The following is a 16,922-nucleotide window of genomic DNA, read 5'->3' as shown; positions in this document are numbered from 1 at the left end:
TGCGTCTGTCCGCGGTTTCCCCCGACCCGGGCGGGCGGGGGCGCGCCGGTCGGGTCGAGCAGCCCGCCCCAGTCCTCTTCTCCTCGGAACCAGTCGCCGCCGCCGTCAGCGGCGGGCATATTCGCGGAAACCGCGGCCGGTCTTGCGGCCGAGGCAGCCCGCGGCCACCAGGTGCTCCAGAAGCGGTGCCGGAGCCAGGCCGGGGTCGCGGAACTCGCGGTGCAGGACCTTCTCGATGGCGAGCGAGACATCGAGCCCGACGACGTCCAGCAGCTCGAAGGGGCCCATCGGATAGCCGCCGCCCAGCTTCATCGCAGCGTCGATGTCGTCCAGGGTCGCGTAGTGCTCCTGGACCATCTTGATCGCGTTGTTGAGGTAGGGGAAGAGCAGCGCGTTCACGATGAAGCCCGCCCGGTCCCCGCAGTCGACCGCGTGCTTCTTGATCCGGCCGCACACCTCGCGCACCGTCGCGTGGACGTCGTCGGCCGTCAGCACCGTACGGACGACCTCGACCAGCTTCATGGCGGGTGCCGGGTTGAAGAAGTGCATCCCGATGACGTCCTGCGGGCGCGAGGTGGCGCGGGCGCAGGCGACGACCGGCAGCGAGGAGGTCGTCGTGGCGAGGATCGCGCCGGGCTTGCAGACCTTGTCCAGGGCCGCGAACAGCTGCTGCTTGATCTCGAGGTCCTCGGCGACGGCCTCCAGCGCCAGATCGACGTCGGCGAAGGCGTCGTAGGAGCCCGCAGGGGTGATCCGGTCGAGGATCAGGGCGGCGGCCTCGGCGGTCAGCCGGCCCTTGTCGACGGAGCGGGCGAGCGACTTGCCGATCCGGGCCTTGGCGGTCTGCGCCTTCTCCTCGCTGCGGGCGGCGAGGACGACGTCGTAGCCCGCCTTGGCGAAGACCTCGGCGATGCCGGAGGCCATGGTGCCCGAGCCGGCGACGCCGACCGAGGAGACGGCGCGGGAGCCGGTGCCGCCGGCGGCACCGGACAGAGGCGTCAGCGCGTCCGGGACGACCGTCGCGCTGCCGGGCGCCTCGTAGGTGTAGAAGCCGCGGCCCGACTTGCGGCCGGTCAGACCCGCCTCGCTGAGCTGCTTGAGGACCGGCGCGGGGGCGTGCAGCCTGTCGTGCGACTCGGCGTACATGGCCTCCAGCACCGTACGGGCGGTGTCGACGCCGATCAGGTCGAGCAGGGCGAGCGGCCCCATCGGCAGGCCGCAGCCCAGCCGCATCGCCGCGTCGATGTCCTCACGGGAGGCGTACCGGGCCTCGTACATCGCGGCGGCCTGGTTGAGGTAGCCGAACAGCAGGCCGTCGGCGACGAAACCGGGGCGGTCGCCCACCGCGACCGGCTCCTTGCCGAGGTCGAGGGCGAGGTTGGTGACGGCCGTGACGGCGGCGGGCGCCGTCAGCACCGAGGAGACGACCTCGACCAGCTTCATGGCCGGCGCCGGGTTGAAGAAGTGCAGGCCCAGCACCCGTTCCGGGCGCGCCGACTCGGCGGCGAGGCGGGTCACGGAGAGCGCGTTGGTCCCGGTGGCGAGGATGGTCTCGGGCCGCACCAGCCCGTCCAGTTCGCGGAAGATCTGCTGCTTGATCTCGTACGACTCCGGAACCACCTCGATGACGAGGTCGGCGTCGGCCGCCGTGCGCAGGTCGGTGGAGACCCGGACGCGGGCCAGCACGTCCGCGCGCTCCTGCTCGGTGAGCCGGCCGCGCTCCACGGCGCGGGCGGTGGAGGCCTCCAGCGCGGCGAGGGACCGCGCGGCCTGGGCCTCGCTGATGTCGACACCGACCACCTCCCGGCCGGCCTTGGCCAGGACCTCGGTGATGCCGGTGCCCATGGTGCCGAGGCCGATGACGGCGATCGAACGGAGCGGGGACAGAGGGGTGTCGGACAGGGGAGCGGCCATCGCGGGACTCCAGGAATGAGTGACGACTGGGAACGCGCCCGGCGCGCCGGGGGTCTTCGACAGACCTGGGCGCACCGGGGGCGGAGAAGGGTGCGGGTGGTGCCGGGCTGCGAGCGCACACGCCCGGTTCCGTCGCCGCGGGCGCGCACACGCCCGGAGGACGAACGGAGGATTCCGACCGGCCCTGTCCCGTGGCCGGGTCGTACAGCGGTACACGGAGTACCGAACCGACTTCACTCGCGGCGACTGCGTCACCAGGCCACCGCGAGGAGGTGCAGCGAGTGGGTAACTCGCTCGTCTGAGCTTAACCGGTGGGTAACGAGCGCGCCAGCCCCTGTTCCTGTGACGTGGTCCGCATCCGCGCCCGCCCAGGCCCTACGCTCGGCCCATGGACGAAGAGTTGCGATCACTCACGGAGCGCTTACGGCGCGAGGCCGGGGCGACGGCGGCGTTCGAGCGCCTGGCGCGCACCGAGGACCTCGGCGAACTCGCGGGCGTGCTCACCGAGTCGGGGCAGCCGCTGTGGGCGCGCGAGCTGGCCGCGTTCCGGCTGGGGCTGGCCGGCGACCGGCGCGCGTTCGAGGCGCTCGTCCTGCTCCTCAACCACCGGGACCCCCCGCGCTGCTCCGGCGCCGCATACGCGCTGGCCCGGCTCGGCGACCCGCGCACGGCCCGTGCCGCGGCCACCCTGGCCACGAACGAACTGCGGGTCGCCTACGCGCTGCACCCCGTACGGCTGCTGGTGGAGCTGCGCGCGCCCGAATCGGTGCCCGCCCTCATCACGACCCTGCGCCGGCGGCTGCGGCCGCACGACCCCTACCGGCGGGTGGCCCTCGCGTGCGTGGAGGGCCTGGGGACGCTGGGCGACGACCGGGGGCGTCCGGTGCTGGAGGACGCCCTGGCGCATCCGGCGCTCGCCGAGGCGGCCGTCCACGCGCTCGCGCGGATTCCGGGGCAGCGGTGAGCCGGCGCCCCACGCGCCCCGCGGCACGACACTGACGACAAAGGCGCCATTGACCCGCGATTCGGAAGGTGAGTACGTGTCGCTCGTTAGTTCGTGATTCGAATACCTTCACGTGGGGAAGATCGCCCTCCGCCGAACTGCGAAGGCTTGGCGCGCCCGTCGGGCTGCCGAAGTGACCGCGGACGAGGCCGAATTGGTCCGGCTATGGAGGGTGACCGAAAGTGACCAGTGCGCAACTTCCCGACGAGATATCCGACCTGAGCGCACGTCGAGATCCGGACATCACGTTCGGGGGGTTCCTGGAGGAGAAGTGGACCGAGGTCTGCCGCGGCCTCGGAGTGGACCAGTGGGAGACCGAGACCGTCCTGCGCGACCTGCGCGAAGTGATCCACCCCTGGGGCTCCCGTCCCGTCGGGACGCGCTGTGACCCGCCCTCGTTCGTCTCGGCGGACGGATTCCCCGCCGAACTCTCCGTCAGCTGGAAGGGCGGCCGTCCCGAGGTCCGCATCCTGTTCGAGTCGCTCGGCGACGACCGCACTCCGCTCGGCTGTCAGGAGGCGGGCCGGGAGCTGACCCGTCGGCTGGCCGGGAGCCCCGGCACCGACATCTCGCGCTACCTCGGCATCGAGGACCTCTTCCTCACGTCCGCCCCCGACCGCTACCGGGCGACCCTGTGGCACTCCCTGGCCTGGCGGCCGGGCAAGCGCCCGCACTACAAGGTCTACCTCAACCCGCAGGTGCACGGCCTCGACCACGCCTACGACGTGATGGCGCAGGCCATGGAGCGGCTGGGCCTGGCGGACGCCTGGGAGCCGGTGGGCCGGCGCGGGGCCGAACTCGCGCGGCGCGGGCACGAGCTGGAGCTGATGGCCCTCGACCTCGACGCCGGCGACGCCCCCCGGGTCAAGGTCTACTACCGGCACCGGCCGATGCCGATGGACGAGCTGGACACCGTGGCGGAGCTGGCGCACCGCTACGAGCCGGTCCGGGCGGCCCGCGCGCGCGGCGTCATCTACGGGCGGGACGGCGGCACGGTGAGCAACGAGCCGATGACCTGCCTGGCGTTCCGCGAGGACACCTCGGGTCCGCAGGAGGCCAACGTCTATCTGCGGCTGCCGGACAACACCGCCTCCGACGCGGAGGCGGCCGAGCGCATCGCCCGTCTCATGGAACTGGAGGGGATCGACCCGCGTCCGCACGCCGAGATCGTGCGACGGCTGACGGCGGGCAGGCCCGCCGGTGCCGGCGGGTTGCAGGAGCTGTGCAGCTACCGGACGATCTCGCCGGAGATGCCCGCGGACATCGGGGTGTACCTGCGCTTCGGCACCTACGGCGGTCCGGTGCTCTGAGCGGTCCGGCGCCCGGAGCGGTCCGGCGCCGGGAGCGGTCCGGCGTGTGGTGGGCGTCAGCCCACCACCGCGAACGCCTCGATCTCCATCAGGAACTCCGGGCGGACCAGCGCGGCGACCTGGACGGCCGAGGCGGCGGGCAGCCGGTCGTCGGGTATGTGGCCGGCCCGGGCCGCGCGGATCGCCGGCATGTGGGCCATGTCCGTGACGAAATAGGTCAGTTTGACGACGTCGTCGAAGGTCGCGCCGGCCGCGGCGAGGCAGCGGCGCAGGTTCTCGAAGACCTGGCGGGCCTGGGCCCGCGGGTCGCCCGCGCCGACCGGCCTGCCGTCCTCGTCGAGCGGGAGCTGGCCGGCGACGGCCACGAAACGGCCGGTGCCCATGACGACATGGGAGTACTGGGTCGCCGCGGCGACTCCGTCGGGGGCGGTGATCCTGGTCGTTGCGCTCATGCGTCCATGGTGGACCACGGGTGTGACAACGCCCCCGACGGGCGGTGGCCGACGGCTCAGCCGCGGAAGCCCAGCAGCCCGTGCAGCACCGAACCGTGCGTGCGGGACGCGACCTTCGAGGTCGTCGGTACGGGATCGGGCTGCGCCGCGCACACCGCGTCGACCCCGGCGGTCCCGCGCGGCACCGTGCCGTCCGTCAGGTAGGCGGCCAGGTGCTTGTCCAGGCAGGGGTTCCCGCTCAGCGTGATCCCGTGGTTCTGGCCGCCCTCCTCGACGACCAGGCTGGAGCCGCGCAGCAGCGCGTGGACCGTCGCACCGCCCTCGTAGGGGGTGGCCGCGTCCTCCGTCGCCTGGAACAGCAGGACCGGCGGCAGCGCGCCGTTGGTGATGTCGACCGGCCCCACCGGGCGGGTCGGCCAGAACGCGCACGGCGCGTTGTACCAGGCGTTGCTCCAGGTCATGAACGGCGCCTTGGCGTACAACGACCAGTTGTCGGTGCGCCATTCGTCCCAGTCGCGCGGCCAGGAGGCGTCACGGCACTGCACCGCGGTGTAGACGCTGTAGCCGTTGTCCCCGGCGGCGTCCACGGCGGCCAGGTTCTTGTACGCCGCGATCAGCGGGTCGGCGTTCTTGTCGTTCACGTACGCGGCGAACGCCTCGGCCAGCCGGGGCCAGTAGCCGTTGTAGTAGCCGCCGGGCAGGAAGGTGTCCTCCAGCTCCGAGGCGCCCACCTGCCCGCCGGCCGGCTTCGCGCCGACGGCCGCCCGCATCGCGTACCACTCGGTCTCCACCTTCTCGGGATCGGTGCCGAGGCGGTAGGTCTTGTCGTACTTGGCGATCCAGGCCATCAGGGCCCGGTGCCGGTCGTTGAACGCCAGGTCCTGCGTGAGGTTGTCCTCGTACCAGACGCCCGAGGGGTCGACGACGGAGTCCAGGACCAGGCGCCGTACCCGGTGCGGGTAGAGCTTGGCGTACACCGCGCCGAGGTAGGTGCCGTACGAGTAGCCGAAGTAGTTCAGCTGCCGGGCGCCGAGCGCGGCCCGGACGGCGTCCATGTCGCGCACGGTGCTCAGCGTGTCGATGTGGGGCAGCACGTCCGCGTACTTCTTCGCGCAGGCCGCGGCGAAGGACTTCGCGCGGGTGAGGTTCGCCCGCTCGACGGCCTCGGTGTCCGGTACCGAGTCCGGGCGGACGGGTGCGAAGTGGCCGGGCTCGCAGTCCAGCGCGGGCGTGCTCCTGCCCACCCCGCGCGGGTCGAAGCCGATGACGTCGTACTGGGCCGCCACGGCCTTCGGCAGCGCCGAGGCGACGAACCCGGCGAGGCTCAGGCCCTGGCCGCCCGGGCCGCCGGGATTGACGAGCAGCGGGCCCTGGAACGTCTTGGCGGTGTGCGGCACCCGCGACAGCGCGAGGGTGATGCGTCTGCCGTCCGGCCGGGCGTGGTCGAGCGGTACCTCCAGGGAGGCGCACTGGAGCTTCGGCCGGCCGGTGATGCCGCAGCTCTTCCAGTCGAGCCGGGCCGCCGGGGCGGACGGCGCGGGGGCGGACTGCGCGGGGCGTGAGGGGTCCGCGGCGGCGGGTACGGCCGTGACCGTCCCGGCCACGACGGCGGCGGCAGCGCACAGCACGGCTGCGCGTGGGTTCATGGACTGCTCCCGGGACGACGACGAGGCCGCGGACGGCCGGACCGCGCAGGTCACGGCCCTTGCCGCATCGTCCCGGGAACAGCACCGGCCGGAACCTGTTCCGGCCCTGCGTGACCCGTTCGGGCCGCGGGATGCGCTCGAACGCCCCTGTGAGCCCCTCTAGATCAGCGTGAGCTGGGTCGGCCCCGGGCCGGTCGGTTCCTCCACCGGTTCCGGCGGCGGTACCCGGCGTGGCATCCCCGCGCGCGTGGGGCCGATGCCGTACTCCTCCGCCAGCTCGTGCACCTGCCGGGTGATCCGGCGCTGGTACCACTTCGGGGCGTAGGCGCCGTCCGCGTAGAGCCGCTCGTAGCGGCGCACCAGGTAGGGGTGGTGCCGTGCGAGCCAGGCCATGAACCACTCGCGGGCGCCGGGGCGCAGATGCAGCGCGAGCGGTGTGACCGAGGTGGCGCCCGAGGCGGCGATCGCCCGCACGGTCGCGCGCAGCCGGTCCGGCTGGTCGCCGAGGAAGGGGATCACCGGGGCCATCAGGACCCCGCAGCCGATGCCGTGGTCGGTGAGGGTGCGGACGACGTCCAGGCGCCGTTCGGGAGCCGGGGTGCCGGGTTCCACGGTCCGCCACAGCTCGGTGTCGATGAAGCCGACGGACACCGAGACGCCGACGTCGGTCACCTCGGCGCACTGCCGCAGCAGATCGAGGTCGCGCAGGACGAGCGTGCCCTTGGTCAGGATCGAGAAGGGGTTCGCCCGGTCGCGCAGGGCGGTCAGGATGCCCGGCATCAGCCGGTAGCGGCCCTCGGCACGCTGGTAGCAGTCGACGTTGGTGCCCATCGCCACGTGCTCCCCGTGCCAGCGGGTCGAGGCCAGCTGACGGCGCAGCAGCTCGGGCGCGTTCACCTTGACGACGATCTGGGTGTCGAAGCCGGTGCCGGTGTCCAGGTCGAGGTAGCTGTGGGTCTTGCGGGCGAAGCAGTACACGCACGCGTGCGTGCAGCCCCGGTAGGGGTTCACCGTCCACTCGAACGGCATCCGTGAGGCGCCCGGCACCCGGTTGAGGATCGAGCGGGCCCGGATCTCGTGGAACGTGATGCCGGCGAACTCGGGCGTGTCGAAGGTCCTGGTCGTGACCGCGTCCGCGCCGAACAGCGCGGCGTCCGCCGGCCGGTCGTGGCGGGTCTCCACGGTGAGGTTCTCCCAGCGCATGACGCCTCCTCGGTAGCACTGCCCCCACAATAGAACATCTGTTCCCATGATCGTGCGAAGGACTCTTCGGCAGCCGTTTCCGATCGCCCCGCGATCGCTTCCGGGGTGCTTGGGGCACCCCGATTTGGGCGGCCGTGGACCGGGGTGGTTGGCTTGCCCCGAACTTGAGGAACCCCGAACAACCCTGAACGACACGGACCTGGAGGAACCCCATGGCGCAGGTCGAGGCCACCACCGAGCGGGTCGTCGCCGCGGACCCGGAGAAGGTGTTCGACACCATCGCCGACTACAGCGACGCGCGCGGAAAACTGCTGCCCGAGCACTTCAGCGAGTACGAGGTGCGCGAGGGCGGCGACGGCGAGGGCTCCCTCGTCCACTGGAAGCTCCAGGCCACCAGCAAGCGCGTGCGGGACTGCCTCCTGGAGGTCACCGAGCCGACCGACGGCGAACTCGTCGAGAAGGACCGCAACTCCTCCATGGTCACCGTTTGGCGGGTCACCCCGGCGGGCGAGGGCAGGTCCCGCGTCGTGGTCACCAGCACCTGGAACGGCGCGGGCGGCATCGGCGGTTTCTTCGAGAAGACGTTCGCGCCCAAGGGCCTCAACCGGATCTACGACCTGATCCTCGCGAACCTCGCCGCCGAGGTCGAGAAGTAGCCCGGCAGGTCAACCCCTTTGCGGTCCCCGTGCGTTGACCCTTTCACCGGTTCGGGTGGATCTCCCTCGTGACCGGGATGGCGCCGTAACTCGTCGCACTTGCTCACAGTTGTCGCATTGAGCGGCAATTGTGTGGCAGGTGCGACGAGGGGAGCGGCTCACATGGGGGGCATCACGCCGGTGCGGGACGAGCCGGTCACGGCGGCCCCCGCGGAGGACCCGCCCGCCGCGCCGGACACCCCGCGCACACCCGGCCCGCGCGGGGTGCGGCTGGTCTTCTTCTCGCTCGTGCTCGCGCTGCTCCTCGCGGCGCTGGAGCAGATGATCGTCGCCACCGCCCTGCCGAGGATCGTCGGCGAACTGCACGGCGCGGACCGGATGTCCTGGGCGATCACCGCCTACCTCCTCACCGCCACCGTCGGACTGCCGGTGTACGGCAAGCTCGGCGACCTCCTCGGCCGCAAGGGCGTCTTCCAGTTCGCGATCGCCGTCTTCGTCATCGGCTCCGCGCTCGCCGGACGGGCGGGGACCATGGACCAGCTGATCGCCTTCCGCGCCGTCCAGGGCATCGGCGCCGGCGGGCTCATGATCGGCGTGCAGGCGATCATCGCGGACATCGTCCCGCCCAGGCGGCGCGGCCGGTTCATGGGACTCGTCGGCGCCGCGTTCGGCCTGGCCTCGGTCGCCGGGCCGCTGCTCGGCGGCTACTTCACCGACCACCTCTCCTGGCGCTGGTGCTTCTGGTTCAACGTGCCCCTGGGCCTGATCACCCTCGCCGTGGTCGGCGTCGCGCTGAAACTGCCGAAGCCGACGGCGCCGCCCCGCTTCGACGTGCTCGGCGCCCTGCTGCTGGCCGCCGCCTCGACCTGCCTGGTCCTGCTCACCAGTTGGGGCGGCACCGAGCACGCCTGGGACTCCGGCGTCGTCCTCGGCCTCGGCGCGGGCGCGGCCGTCGCCACCGCCCTGTTCGTGGTCGTCGAGCGTATCGTCGCCGAACCCCTCATCCCCCCGCGGCTGTTCAAGGACCCCGTCTTCAACGTCACCGCTCTGGTGGGTCTGGTGACCGGGGTCGCCCTGTTCGGCGCCGCCGGCTATCTGCCGACCTTCCTCCAGATGGTCGACGGCGCCACCGCCACCGGGTCCGGGCTGCTGATGCTGCCCCTGATGGGCGGTGTCGTCGGCGCCTCGGTGCTGTCCGGACAGCTGGTCTCGCACACCGGCCGCTACAAGCTCTACCCGGTTCTCGGCAGCGCCCTCGCCGTCCTCGGCATGGCGCTGCTGTCCCGGCTCGACGCCGACACCCCCCGGCTGCGCTACAGCCTCTGGATGGCCGTCCTCGGCGCCGGCATCGGTCTGGTGCTGCCCGTCCTCGTCCTCGCCGTGCAGAACTCCGTGCGTCCCGCCGACCTCGGCGCCGCCACCAGCGCCACCACCTACTTCCGGCAGATCGGCGGCAGCATCGGCGCCGCGGTCTTCGGCACGCTCTTCGCCGGCCGGCTCACGGACGCCCTGCGCACCGGGCTGCCGGCGCACGCGACAGGAGCCCTCCCCGACCCCGGATCCCTCACCCCGCAGCTCGTCCACGCCCTGCCTCCGGCGCTGCGCGACGCCTACGTCCGCGCCTACGCCGACGCGATGCCGAGGGTCTTCCTCTACCTCGTGCCGGTGCTGGCCGTCGGCCTGCTCATCGCCTGCTTCCTCAAGGAGAGACCGCTGGTGTCCCAGAACGCCGCCGAGGCGGAACCCGCGCCCGGGAACACCCCGCCGCCCCAGGCCCTGCCCCACCGCTCGGGACGGGGGAGGGCCATCTCCTCCCGCTCGCCGCACGCGTCCGGCCTCCCCGTGCGCGGCACCGTCCGGCACCCCGACGGCACCGCCGTGCCCAGCGCGGCGCTCACCCTCGTCGACGGGGGCGGACAGCAGGTCGGCCGGGGCGCCAGCGGCCCGGACGGACGGTACGCGCTGTCCACCCCCGGCTCCGGCGCGTACGTCCTGATCGCCGCCGCGGGCGGCCACCAGCCGCAGGCGGTCTCGGTCACCGTGGGCGAACGCCCCGTCGAACTGGACGTCGTCCTCGGCGGCGCCGGACGGCTGGCCGGCCAGGTGACGACGGCCGACGGCGCCCCCGTCCCGGAGGCCACCGTGACCCTCACCGACGTGCACGGCGAGGTCGTCGCCGGCACCCGCAGCGGACGCGACGGCGGCTACCTCATCACCGAACTGGTCGCCGGGGAGTACACCCTGGCCGCCGCGGCTGCCGGACACCGCCCGGCCGCCGTGCCGGTCAGCGTCCAGGCCTCCCGCGAGACCCGCCAGGACGTCGAGCTCGCCGGCGGCGCCCTGCTGCGCGGCACCGTCCGCGCCCCCGGCGGCAGGCCGGTCGAGGACGCGCGCGTGACGCTCCTGGACGCGGCGGGCAACGTCGTCGACACCCTCACCACCGGGCCCGACGGCACGTTCCGCTTCGTCGACCTGTCGTCCGGCGAGTACACCGTCATCGCCACCGGCTATCCGCCGGTCGCCACCGTCCTGCGCATGGCGGGCGGCGGACGCACGGAACGCGATCTGCGGCTCGGGCACGAGGACTGACCTGCCGGGAAGGGCGGCGTACCCCGGCGCGCCCGGGTGAAACCAATTCCAGGATTGCCCCACATCCCGACGGAAGTGCGCCGTACGGTGGTGACGGCGCGACAGATCTTGCACAGCTCTGGGGAGAGAGGGCCTGGGCCATGGACCGTGGCACCGAGAGGGACGCACCTCCCAGCCGCGGAGCCGACGGCGGCGCGGCCGACGGGCCGGCCGGCGCCGGCCGCGTCCCGCTGGCCGTGGTCGTGGTGGACCGCGAGGGCCTCGTCTCGCACTGGAGCACCGGCGCACGCCGGCTCTTCGGCGTCGCCAAGGAAGAGGCGATCGGCCGGCCCGCGATCGACCTGCTCCCCGTCTCCGGCGCGCTCCCCGATCCCGAGGACGACCTGCCGGACGGCGGCCACGGGGGATACGAGGGGTACGCGGCCTACGACGGTCTCGGCCCCGGTCTCGACTCCTCCCTCGACCGGGGCCTCGGCTACCCGGCCGCCGGACGCGCCCGGCTGAGCGTGCCCGGCGGGAGCGGGAGCGCGGCCCGCGTGCCCGGGGGCCGCGGCGGCAGCGAGCGCGTCGACGTGCTGTGGTGGGCGTACCCGCTGGTCGGCCCGGGCACGGAGCGGCTGCTGGTGCTCGCCGCGGACGCGGCCGCACTGCGGCGCGACGACCCGGCCGACCCGCTCGCCGTGGAACGCATAGCCCCCGCCTTCGCCCTGCACACCGACTTCCCCGGCGCCACGGAACTCGCCCGCCGGCTCCCCGAGATCCTGCCCAGCATGAGCGTCGGCGACAGCGCCCGCATCGTCGGACAGGTCCTCGAACTCGGCTATCCGGTACTGGAGTTCAGTCAGAACGACCGGATCCCCGTGACCCCCGACTGGGGGGTGGCCAGACGCGTCGAGCGCAGGGCGCGCCGTGAGCGGGCCGCGCGTGCGGCCGCCGAGGGCGCCGTCGTGCCCCAGGACCCCGACGACGAGGGCGAGGACCTGGAGTACGTCGCCGTCCGCGAGCGGCTGGAGTTCCTCAACGAGGTCAGCGGGAAGATCGGCACCACCCTGGACCTGTCCCGCACCATCGAGGAGGTCAGCAGGGCCGTCGTCCCCCGCTTCACCGACGTCGCCGGCACCTATCTGCGCGAACAGGTCGTCGCCGGTGAGGGATTCCCCGACGGGGTGCCGGACACGACCACCCTCTGGCACCGCGTCGCGGTCGAGCACACCGACGAGCCGGGCCGCTGGGACGACGTCGTGCCCGTCGGCGAGGCGATGCCGTTCCCCGCGCACACCCCGTTCTTCCAGTGCATGACGACCGGCCTGCCCGTCCTCGTGCCGCGCATCGGCGAGGAGCTGGGCCACGCCATCGCCTCGCAGTTCGAGAAGCGGGACATCCGGCCCCTGATCACCGGCCGTTCCATGCTCGTCGTCCCGCTGAAGGCCCGTGACGTCGTCCTGGGCTTCATGATCCTGCTGCGCCACCCCGAACGCGCCCCCTTCGACGACATGGACCGGGTCACCGGCGCCGAACTGGCCGCCCGCGCGGGCCTGGTGCTCGACAACGCGCGGATGTACACCCACCAGGAGAGCGTCGCCGAGACCCTCCAGGACAGCATGCTGCCGCACATCCCGCCGCGCATGGCGGGCTGCGACATCACCACCCGCTACCTGCCCGGCACCCTGCTCGGGCGGGTCGGCGGCGACTGGTTCGACTCCGTGAAACTGCCGGGTGCGCGCACCGCTCTCGTCGTCGGCGACGTCATGGGCCACGGCCTCAACTCCGCCGCCATGATGGGGCAGTTGAGGACGGCCGTGCAGACCATGGCCGCCCTCGACCTGCCGCCCGCCCAACTCCTGCGCAATCTCGACGACCTGGCCCAGCGACTGGGCGACACCTACCTCGCGACCTGCCTGTACGCCGTCTACGACCCGATCGGGGGCGAGCTGCACCTCGCCAACGCGGGCCACATCCCGCCCGTGCTGGTGCGCGCCGCCGACGGCCGCAGCGAACTCCTGGAGCTGCCCACCGGCGCGCCCATCGGCGTGGGCGGGGTGCCCTTCGAGGCGGTACGCGTGCGGGTGCGGCCGGGCGACCGGCTGGTGATGTGCACCGACGGTCTGGTGGAGGTGCGCGGCGAGGACATCGGAGTGGGGCTCGCGACCCTGTGCGAGTCGGCCGCCCACCCGGCCGCCTCCATGGACGACGCCTGCGACACCGTCATCCGGGCCCTCAACACCCGCGGCGGCCGCAAGGACGACGTGGCCCTGCTCCTCGCCCGGCTCAACGGCATCGCCCCGGACGACGTCGCCGAACGGCGCTTCCCCCGCGCCCCCTCGCAGGTGGGCCCCGCCCGTGCGGTGGTCCGTGAACAGCTGCACGTCTGGGGCCTGGACGAGCTCGCCGACGCCGCAGAACTCATGGTGAGCGAACTCGTCACCAACGCCGTGCGGCACTCCCGCCAAAACCCGGTCGCCCTGCGTCTCGTGCGCGGCGACACCCTGCTGTGCGAGGTCGAGGACGACGACCACGAGCTGCCCACCCTGCTGAGCGCCGGGCCCGGCGACGAACGGGGGCGGGGACTGCGGGTGGTGAGCGCGCTGGCCCGCGAGTGGGGAGCCAGCCGTACCGCCGCGGGCAAGTCCGTGTGGTTCGAACTGGCGCTGCCGCACCGCTGAGCCCCGGCCGGCCGAGGGCGCGCGCAGGCGCGAGAGGCGCGCACGGAGCGCGGACACGGTGTGAAGGAACGCGCGGCCCGCTTGTCGCGCCGCCCCGGGAGCGATAGACCGTACTCGCCCGTCACCCACGGCGGTTCGGTCCGGCGACCAGGGGGTTGTGCATGAGCGTGACGAGTCGGTACCGCGAGGCCTGGGAGGGCTTCTGGCGCGAGGCCCCGCGGGAACCGGGCGGGGTGTTCTGGGACGCCGACCCGAAGGTCACCGCGGCCCTCCACCTGGCCCTGTTCGAACCCCATCTCGCCGACCCGGGGCTGACGTTGCTGGACCTCGGCTGCGGCAACGGCACCCAGACCCGGTACTTCGCCGACCGCTTCCCCCGTGTGGTCGGCGCCGACCTGTCCGCCGCGGCCCTCGATCACGCCCGCCGCGCCGACCCCGCGGGACAGGCGGCCTACCGGCTGCTCGACGCGGCCGACCAGGGCGCGGCCGAGGCACTGCACGCCGAACTCGGCGACGCCAACGTGTACATGAGGGGGGTGCTGCACCAGTGCGAGCCCGCGGACCGGCAGCCGCTGGCGGACGCCCTCGCGGCCCTGGTGGGGGAGCGCGGCCGGGTCTTCCTCGTCGAACTCTCGCAGGCCGCCCGCCCGGTGCTCGGCGCGCTGGCGCAGGGCCCGGCCGGTCCGCCGCCGAAGCTCGCACCGATCCTGCGCCACGGCATAGCCCCCGGCGAGGTCGCCGACGAGGCGGTGCCCGCCCATCTGCGCGCCGCGGGCCTCACGGTGCTGGCCGCGGGCGAACTGCCGCTGACGACCACGGAGTCCGCCCCCGACGGCGGCCGCATCGAGCTCCCCTCGCGGTGGCTGGTCGCCGCCCGCACCGGGTGACGCGATCACATCGAAGAACGGGGCGCGGCTGTCCCACGCGCGCGGCGCGGCGGGTCAGGGGGGTGAAGGAACACCACCGGAACATCACCGACCCCGAGGAGCCGCTGAGATGTCCGTCGACCATCCGCGCGGGCCGCCCTCAGCCAGGTCTCCTGCACGGCGTCCTCGGCCTCGCCGAGCGAACCGAGCATGCGGTAGGCGATCGCGCGCAGCCGGGGCCGGTCCGCCTCGAAGCGCTCCGCCGCCAGGGTGGTGTGCGTGGTCATGAAGGGTCCCCGTTCGTGTCGCCGCGGCGCGGTCCGGCACGCCGGCCGGTGGGCCGGCTCGTCCGCCCCGATCACAGCACGTCGGCGGGGCCGGGCGCACCGGCGTGTCCGGGGAAGCGAGCGCGCGGGAAGGGAGTCGCTCCCGGGGAATCCGGGACGCGGGCCGATAAGCTCGGGTCTCCTCGAGCGGACGGGGTGGACGTGAAGATCCTCATCAGCGCCGACATGGAGGGCGCCACCGGCGTCACCTGGCCGGCCGACGTGCTGCCCGGGACACCGCAGTGGGAACGCTGCCGGTCGATGTTCACCTCCGACGTCAACGCCGCGGCGCTGGGCTTCTTCGACGGCGGGGCGGACGAGGTCCTCGTCAACGAGGCCCACTGGAGCATGCGCAACCTGCTGCTCGAACGGCTCGACGAGCGGGTGCAGATGCTCACCGGCCGGCACAAGGCGCTGTCCATGGTGGAAGGCGTCCAGCACGGCGACGTCGACGGCATCGCGTTCGTCGGCTACCACGGGGGCGCCGGCATGGAGGGCGTCCTCGCCCACACCTACCTCGCCAACTCCCTCACCGGTGTCTGGCTGAACGACGTACGGGCCAGCGAGGGGCTGCTCAACGCGCGGGTCGTCGCGGAGTACGGGGTCCCGGTCGTCCTCGTCACCGGTGACGACGTGGCCTGCGAGGACGCCCTCGGGTACGCGCCCGGGGCACTGAAGGTCGCGGTCAAGGACCATGTCTCCCGGTACGCGGCCGTGTGCCGTACCCCGGCCCGCACCGCCGCCGACATCCGGGCGGCGGCCGAGGAGGCGGCCGGGCTGGCGGTCCGCGGCGAACCGGTGCGCGGGGGGCCGTTCACCGTCGCCGCGGAGTTCGACGCCGAGCACCTCGCGATGGCCGCCACCGTCGTCCCCGGCGTGACCCGGGCGGGCGAGCGCAGGATCGCCTACACCAGCGGCACCATGTACGAGGCGATCCGCACCTTCAAGGCGGTCACCACGATCGTCTCCGCCGCGATCGAGGAGCAGTATGGCTGACGCCCGGGCGTGCGACGAGGTGGTCGCGTTCACCTCCGACCTCATCCGCATCGACACCACCAACCGGGGCGGCGGCGACTGCCGGGAACGCCCCGCCGCCGAGTACACGGCCGCCCTGCTCGCCGAGGCCGGTGTCGAACCGGTCCTCCTCGAACGCACCCCGGGGCGCACCAACGTGGTCGGCCGGATCGAGGGCACGGATCCGGCCGCGGACGCGCTGCTCGTCCACGGTCACCTGGACGTCGTCCCCGCCGAGGCCGCCGACTGGAGCGTCCACCCGTTCTCCGGGGAAGTGCGCGACGGGGTCGTCTGGGGACGCGGCGCGGTCGACATGAAGAACATGGACGCGATGATCCTGGCCGTGCTGCGGTCCTGGGCCCGGGAGGGCGTGCGGCCCCGGCGCGACCTGGTCGTCGCCTTCACCGCGGACGAGGAGGCCAGTGCCGAGGACGGCGCCGGGTTCCTCGCCGACCGGCACCCGGAGCTGTTCGAGGGCTGCACCGAGGCCGTCGGCGAGTCGGGGGCGTTCACCTTCCACGACGGGGCCGGCCGCGAGATCTACCCCATTGCTGCGGGAGAACGCGGCACCGGGTGGCTGAAGCTCACCGCGCGCGGACGCGCCGGGCACGGCTCCAAGGTCAACCGGGAGAACGCGGTGACCCGGCTGGCCGCCGCCGTCACCCGGATCGGCGAGCACACCTGGCCGGTGCGGCTCACCCCGACCGTGCGGGCCGCGCTCACCGCACTGGCCGCGCTCCACGGCGTCGAGCCGGACCTGGACGATGTCGACGCGCTGCTGGCGAAGCTCGGCCCGGCGGCCGCGCTGGTCGAGGCGACCGTGCGCAACAGCGCCAACCCGACCGTGCTGGAGGCCGGTTACAAGGTCAACGTGATCCCGGGGGAGGCCGTCGCCCTGGTGGACGGCCGCTATCTCCCGGGTACCGAGGACGAGTTCCGTGCGACGCTCGACCTCCTCACCGGCCCCGGCGTCGACTGGGAGTTCCACCACCGCGAAGTCGCCCTGGAGGCACCGCTGGACGTCCCGCTGTTCGCCGGAATGCGGGCCGCCGTCGAGGAGTTCGCGCCCGAAGGCCACGTGGTGCCGTACTGCATGTCGGGGGGCACGGACGCCAAGCAGTTCTCACGGCTGGGCATCAACGGTTACGGCTTCGCCCCGCTGAGACTCCCGGAGGGCTTCGACTATCAGGCCCTCTTCCACGGCGTCGACGAACGCGTCCCGGTGCAGGCCCTGCACTTCGGCGTCCGGGTGCTCGACCGGTTCCTGCGGACGGCCTAGG

Annotated in this window: 12 protein-coding genes and 1 pseudogene; 8 read left to right on the top strand and 5 right to left on the bottom strand. The window is 73.2% G+C overall.

The features are described 5' to 3' along the window. Positions 1-105 precede the first annotated feature (105 nt). Complete coding sequence (locus Saso_RS29775; RefSeq protein ID WP_189925769.1) at positions 106-1,914, bottom strand: 3-hydroxyacyl-CoA dehydrogenase family protein; 1,809 nt, start codon at positions 1,912-1,914, stop codon at positions 106-108. 388 nt (positions 1,915-2,302) lie between these two features. Here Saso_RS29775 and Saso_RS29770 point away from each other — a divergent pair, with 388 nt between their 5' ends. Then, positions 2,303-2,878 carry an adenylosuccinate lyase gene (locus tag Saso_RS29770; RefSeq protein ID WP_189925771.1) on the top strand — a complete coding sequence of 192 codons (576 nt, stop codon included), beginning with the start codon at positions 2,303-2,305 and terminating at the stop codon, positions 2,876-2,878. 221 nt (positions 2,879-3,099) lie between these two features. After that, positions 3,100-4,227: a tryptophan dimethylallyltransferase family protein gene (locus Saso_RS29765; protein WP_229901447.1), complete on the top strand. Its 1,128-nt coding sequence runs from the start codon at positions 3,100-3,102 to the stop codon at positions 4,225-4,227. Between the two features lie 56 nt (positions 4,228-4,283). Here the strand turns inward: Saso_RS29765 and Saso_RS29760 are convergent, their stop codons facing one another. From Saso_RS29760 to Saso_RS29750, 3 genes are all read right to left on the bottom strand, one after another. Beyond that, positions 4,284-4,679: a RidA family protein gene (locus tag Saso_RS29760; RefSeq protein WP_189925773.1), complete on the bottom strand. Its 396-nt coding sequence runs from the start codon at positions 4,677-4,679 to the stop codon at positions 4,284-4,286. 56 nt (positions 4,680-4,735) lie between these two features. After that, positions 4,736-6,325 carry an alpha/beta hydrolase gene (locus Saso_RS29755; protein WP_189925774.1) on the bottom strand — a complete coding sequence of 530 codons (1,590 nt, stop codon included), beginning with the start codon at positions 6,323-6,325 and terminating at the stop codon, positions 4,736-4,738. Between the two features lie 159 nt (positions 6,326-6,484). Beyond that, positions 6,485-7,528, bottom strand: a complete 1,044-nt coding sequence (locus tag Saso_RS29750; RefSeq protein ID WP_189925775.1) for an Rv2578c family radical SAM protein — start codon at positions 7,526-7,528, stop codon at positions 6,485-6,487. A 212-nt stretch (positions 7,529-7,740) separates the two neighbouring features. On the opposite strand from Saso_RS29750, the gene Saso_RS29745 reads away from it, so the two are divergent. From Saso_RS29745 to Saso_RS29730, 4 genes are all read left to right on the top strand, one after another. Beyond that, the gene (locus tag Saso_RS29745; RefSeq protein WP_189925776.1) at positions 7,741-8,184 is read left to right on the top strand and encodes an SRPBCC family protein; all 444 of its coding nucleotides are present in this window, start codon (positions 7,741-7,743) and stop codon (positions 8,182-8,184) included. 162 nt (positions 8,185-8,346) lie between these two features. Then, positions 8,347-10,773, top strand: coding sequence for an MFS transporter (locus Saso_RS29740; RefSeq protein WP_189925777.1), 2,427 nt, complete (start codon positions 8,347-8,349; stop codon positions 10,771-10,773). A 140-nt stretch (positions 10,774-10,913) separates the two neighbouring features. Further along, positions 10,914-13,436 (top strand): SpoIIE family protein phosphatase, encoded by a 2,523-nt coding sequence (locus tag Saso_RS29735; protein ID WP_189925778.1) that lies wholly within the window; start codon positions 10,914-10,916, stop codon positions 13,434-13,436. A gap of 161 nt (positions 13,437-13,597) precedes the next feature. Then, entirely contained in the window at positions 13,598-14,323 is a 726-nt protein-coding gene (locus Saso_RS29730) for a class I SAM-dependent methyltransferase (RefSeq protein WP_189925779.1), read from the top strand. 122 nt (positions 14,324-14,445) lie between these two features. On the opposite strand, the pseudogene Saso_RS38495 reads toward Saso_RS29730, so the two are convergent. Continuing rightward, positions 14,446-14,589, bottom strand: a pseudogene (locus Saso_RS38495) (sigma factor); the annotation flags it as partial. Positions 14,590-14,790: 201 nt separating this feature from the next. Between Saso_RS38495 and Saso_RS29720 the strand changes: the two are divergent. Both Saso_RS29720 and Saso_RS29715 read left to right on the top strand, forming a co-directional pair. Next, positions 14,791-15,624 (top strand): M55 family metallopeptidase, encoded by an 834-nt coding sequence (locus tag Saso_RS29720; protein ID WP_189925780.1) that lies wholly within the window; start codon positions 14,791-14,793, stop codon positions 15,622-15,624. Next, on the top strand, positions 15,617-16,921 hold the full coding sequence (locus Saso_RS29715; protein ID WP_189925782.1) for a M20/M25/M40 family metallo-hydrolase: 1,305 nt from the start codon (positions 15,617-15,619) through the stop codon (positions 16,919-16,921). Before Saso_RS29720 ends, Saso_RS29715 begins: the two co-directional genes overlap by 8 nt. The last annotated feature ends 1 nt before the right edge of the window (position 16,922 follow it).

Source organism: Streptomyces asoensis, from assembly GCF_016860545.1.
Classification (GTDB): Bacteria; Actinomycetota; Actinomycetes; order Streptomycetales; family Streptomycetaceae; genus Streptomyces; species Streptomyces asoensis.
Note: the sequence above shows the minus strand (reverse complement) of the source record. Positions and strands in the feature narration are given on the sequence as shown.

Coding starts and splice junctions, on each gene's coding strand:
- Saso_RS29775 (WP_189925769.1), bottom strand. CDS start 1,914: ATGGCCGCTCCCCTGTCCGACACCCCTCTGTCCCCGCTCCGTTCGATC.
- Saso_RS29770 (WP_189925771.1), top strand. CDS start 2,303: ATGGACGAAGAGTTGCGATCACTCACGGAGCGCTTACGGCGCGAGGCC.
- Saso_RS29760 (WP_189925773.1), bottom strand. CDS start 4,679: ATGAGCGCAACGACCAGGATCACCGCCCCCGACGGAGTCGCCGCGGCG.
- Saso_RS29755 (WP_189925774.1), bottom strand. CDS start 6,325: ATGAACCCACGCGCAGCCGTGCTGTGCGCTGCCGCCGCCGTCGTGGCC.
- Saso_RS29750 (WP_189925775.1), bottom strand. CDS start 7,528: ATGCGCTGGGAGAACCTCACCGTGGAGACCCGCCACGACCGGCCGGCG.
- Saso_RS29745 (WP_189925776.1), top strand. CDS start 7,741: ATGGCGCAGGTCGAGGCCACCACCGAGCGGGTCGTCGCCGCGGACCCG.
- Saso_RS29740 (WP_189925777.1), top strand. CDS start 8,347: ATGGGGGGCATCACGCCGGTGCGGGACGAGCCGGTCACGGCGGCCCCC.
- Saso_RS29735 (WP_189925778.1), top strand. CDS start 10,914: ATGGACCGTGGCACCGAGAGGGACGCACCTCCCAGCCGCGGAGCCGAC.
- Saso_RS29730 (WP_189925779.1), top strand. CDS start 13,598: ATGAGCGTGACGAGTCGGTACCGCGAGGCCTGGGAGGGCTTCTGGCGC.
- Saso_RS29715 (WP_189925782.1), top strand. CDS start 15,617: ATGGCTGACGCCCGGGCGTGCGACGAGGTGGTCGCGTTCACCTCCGAC.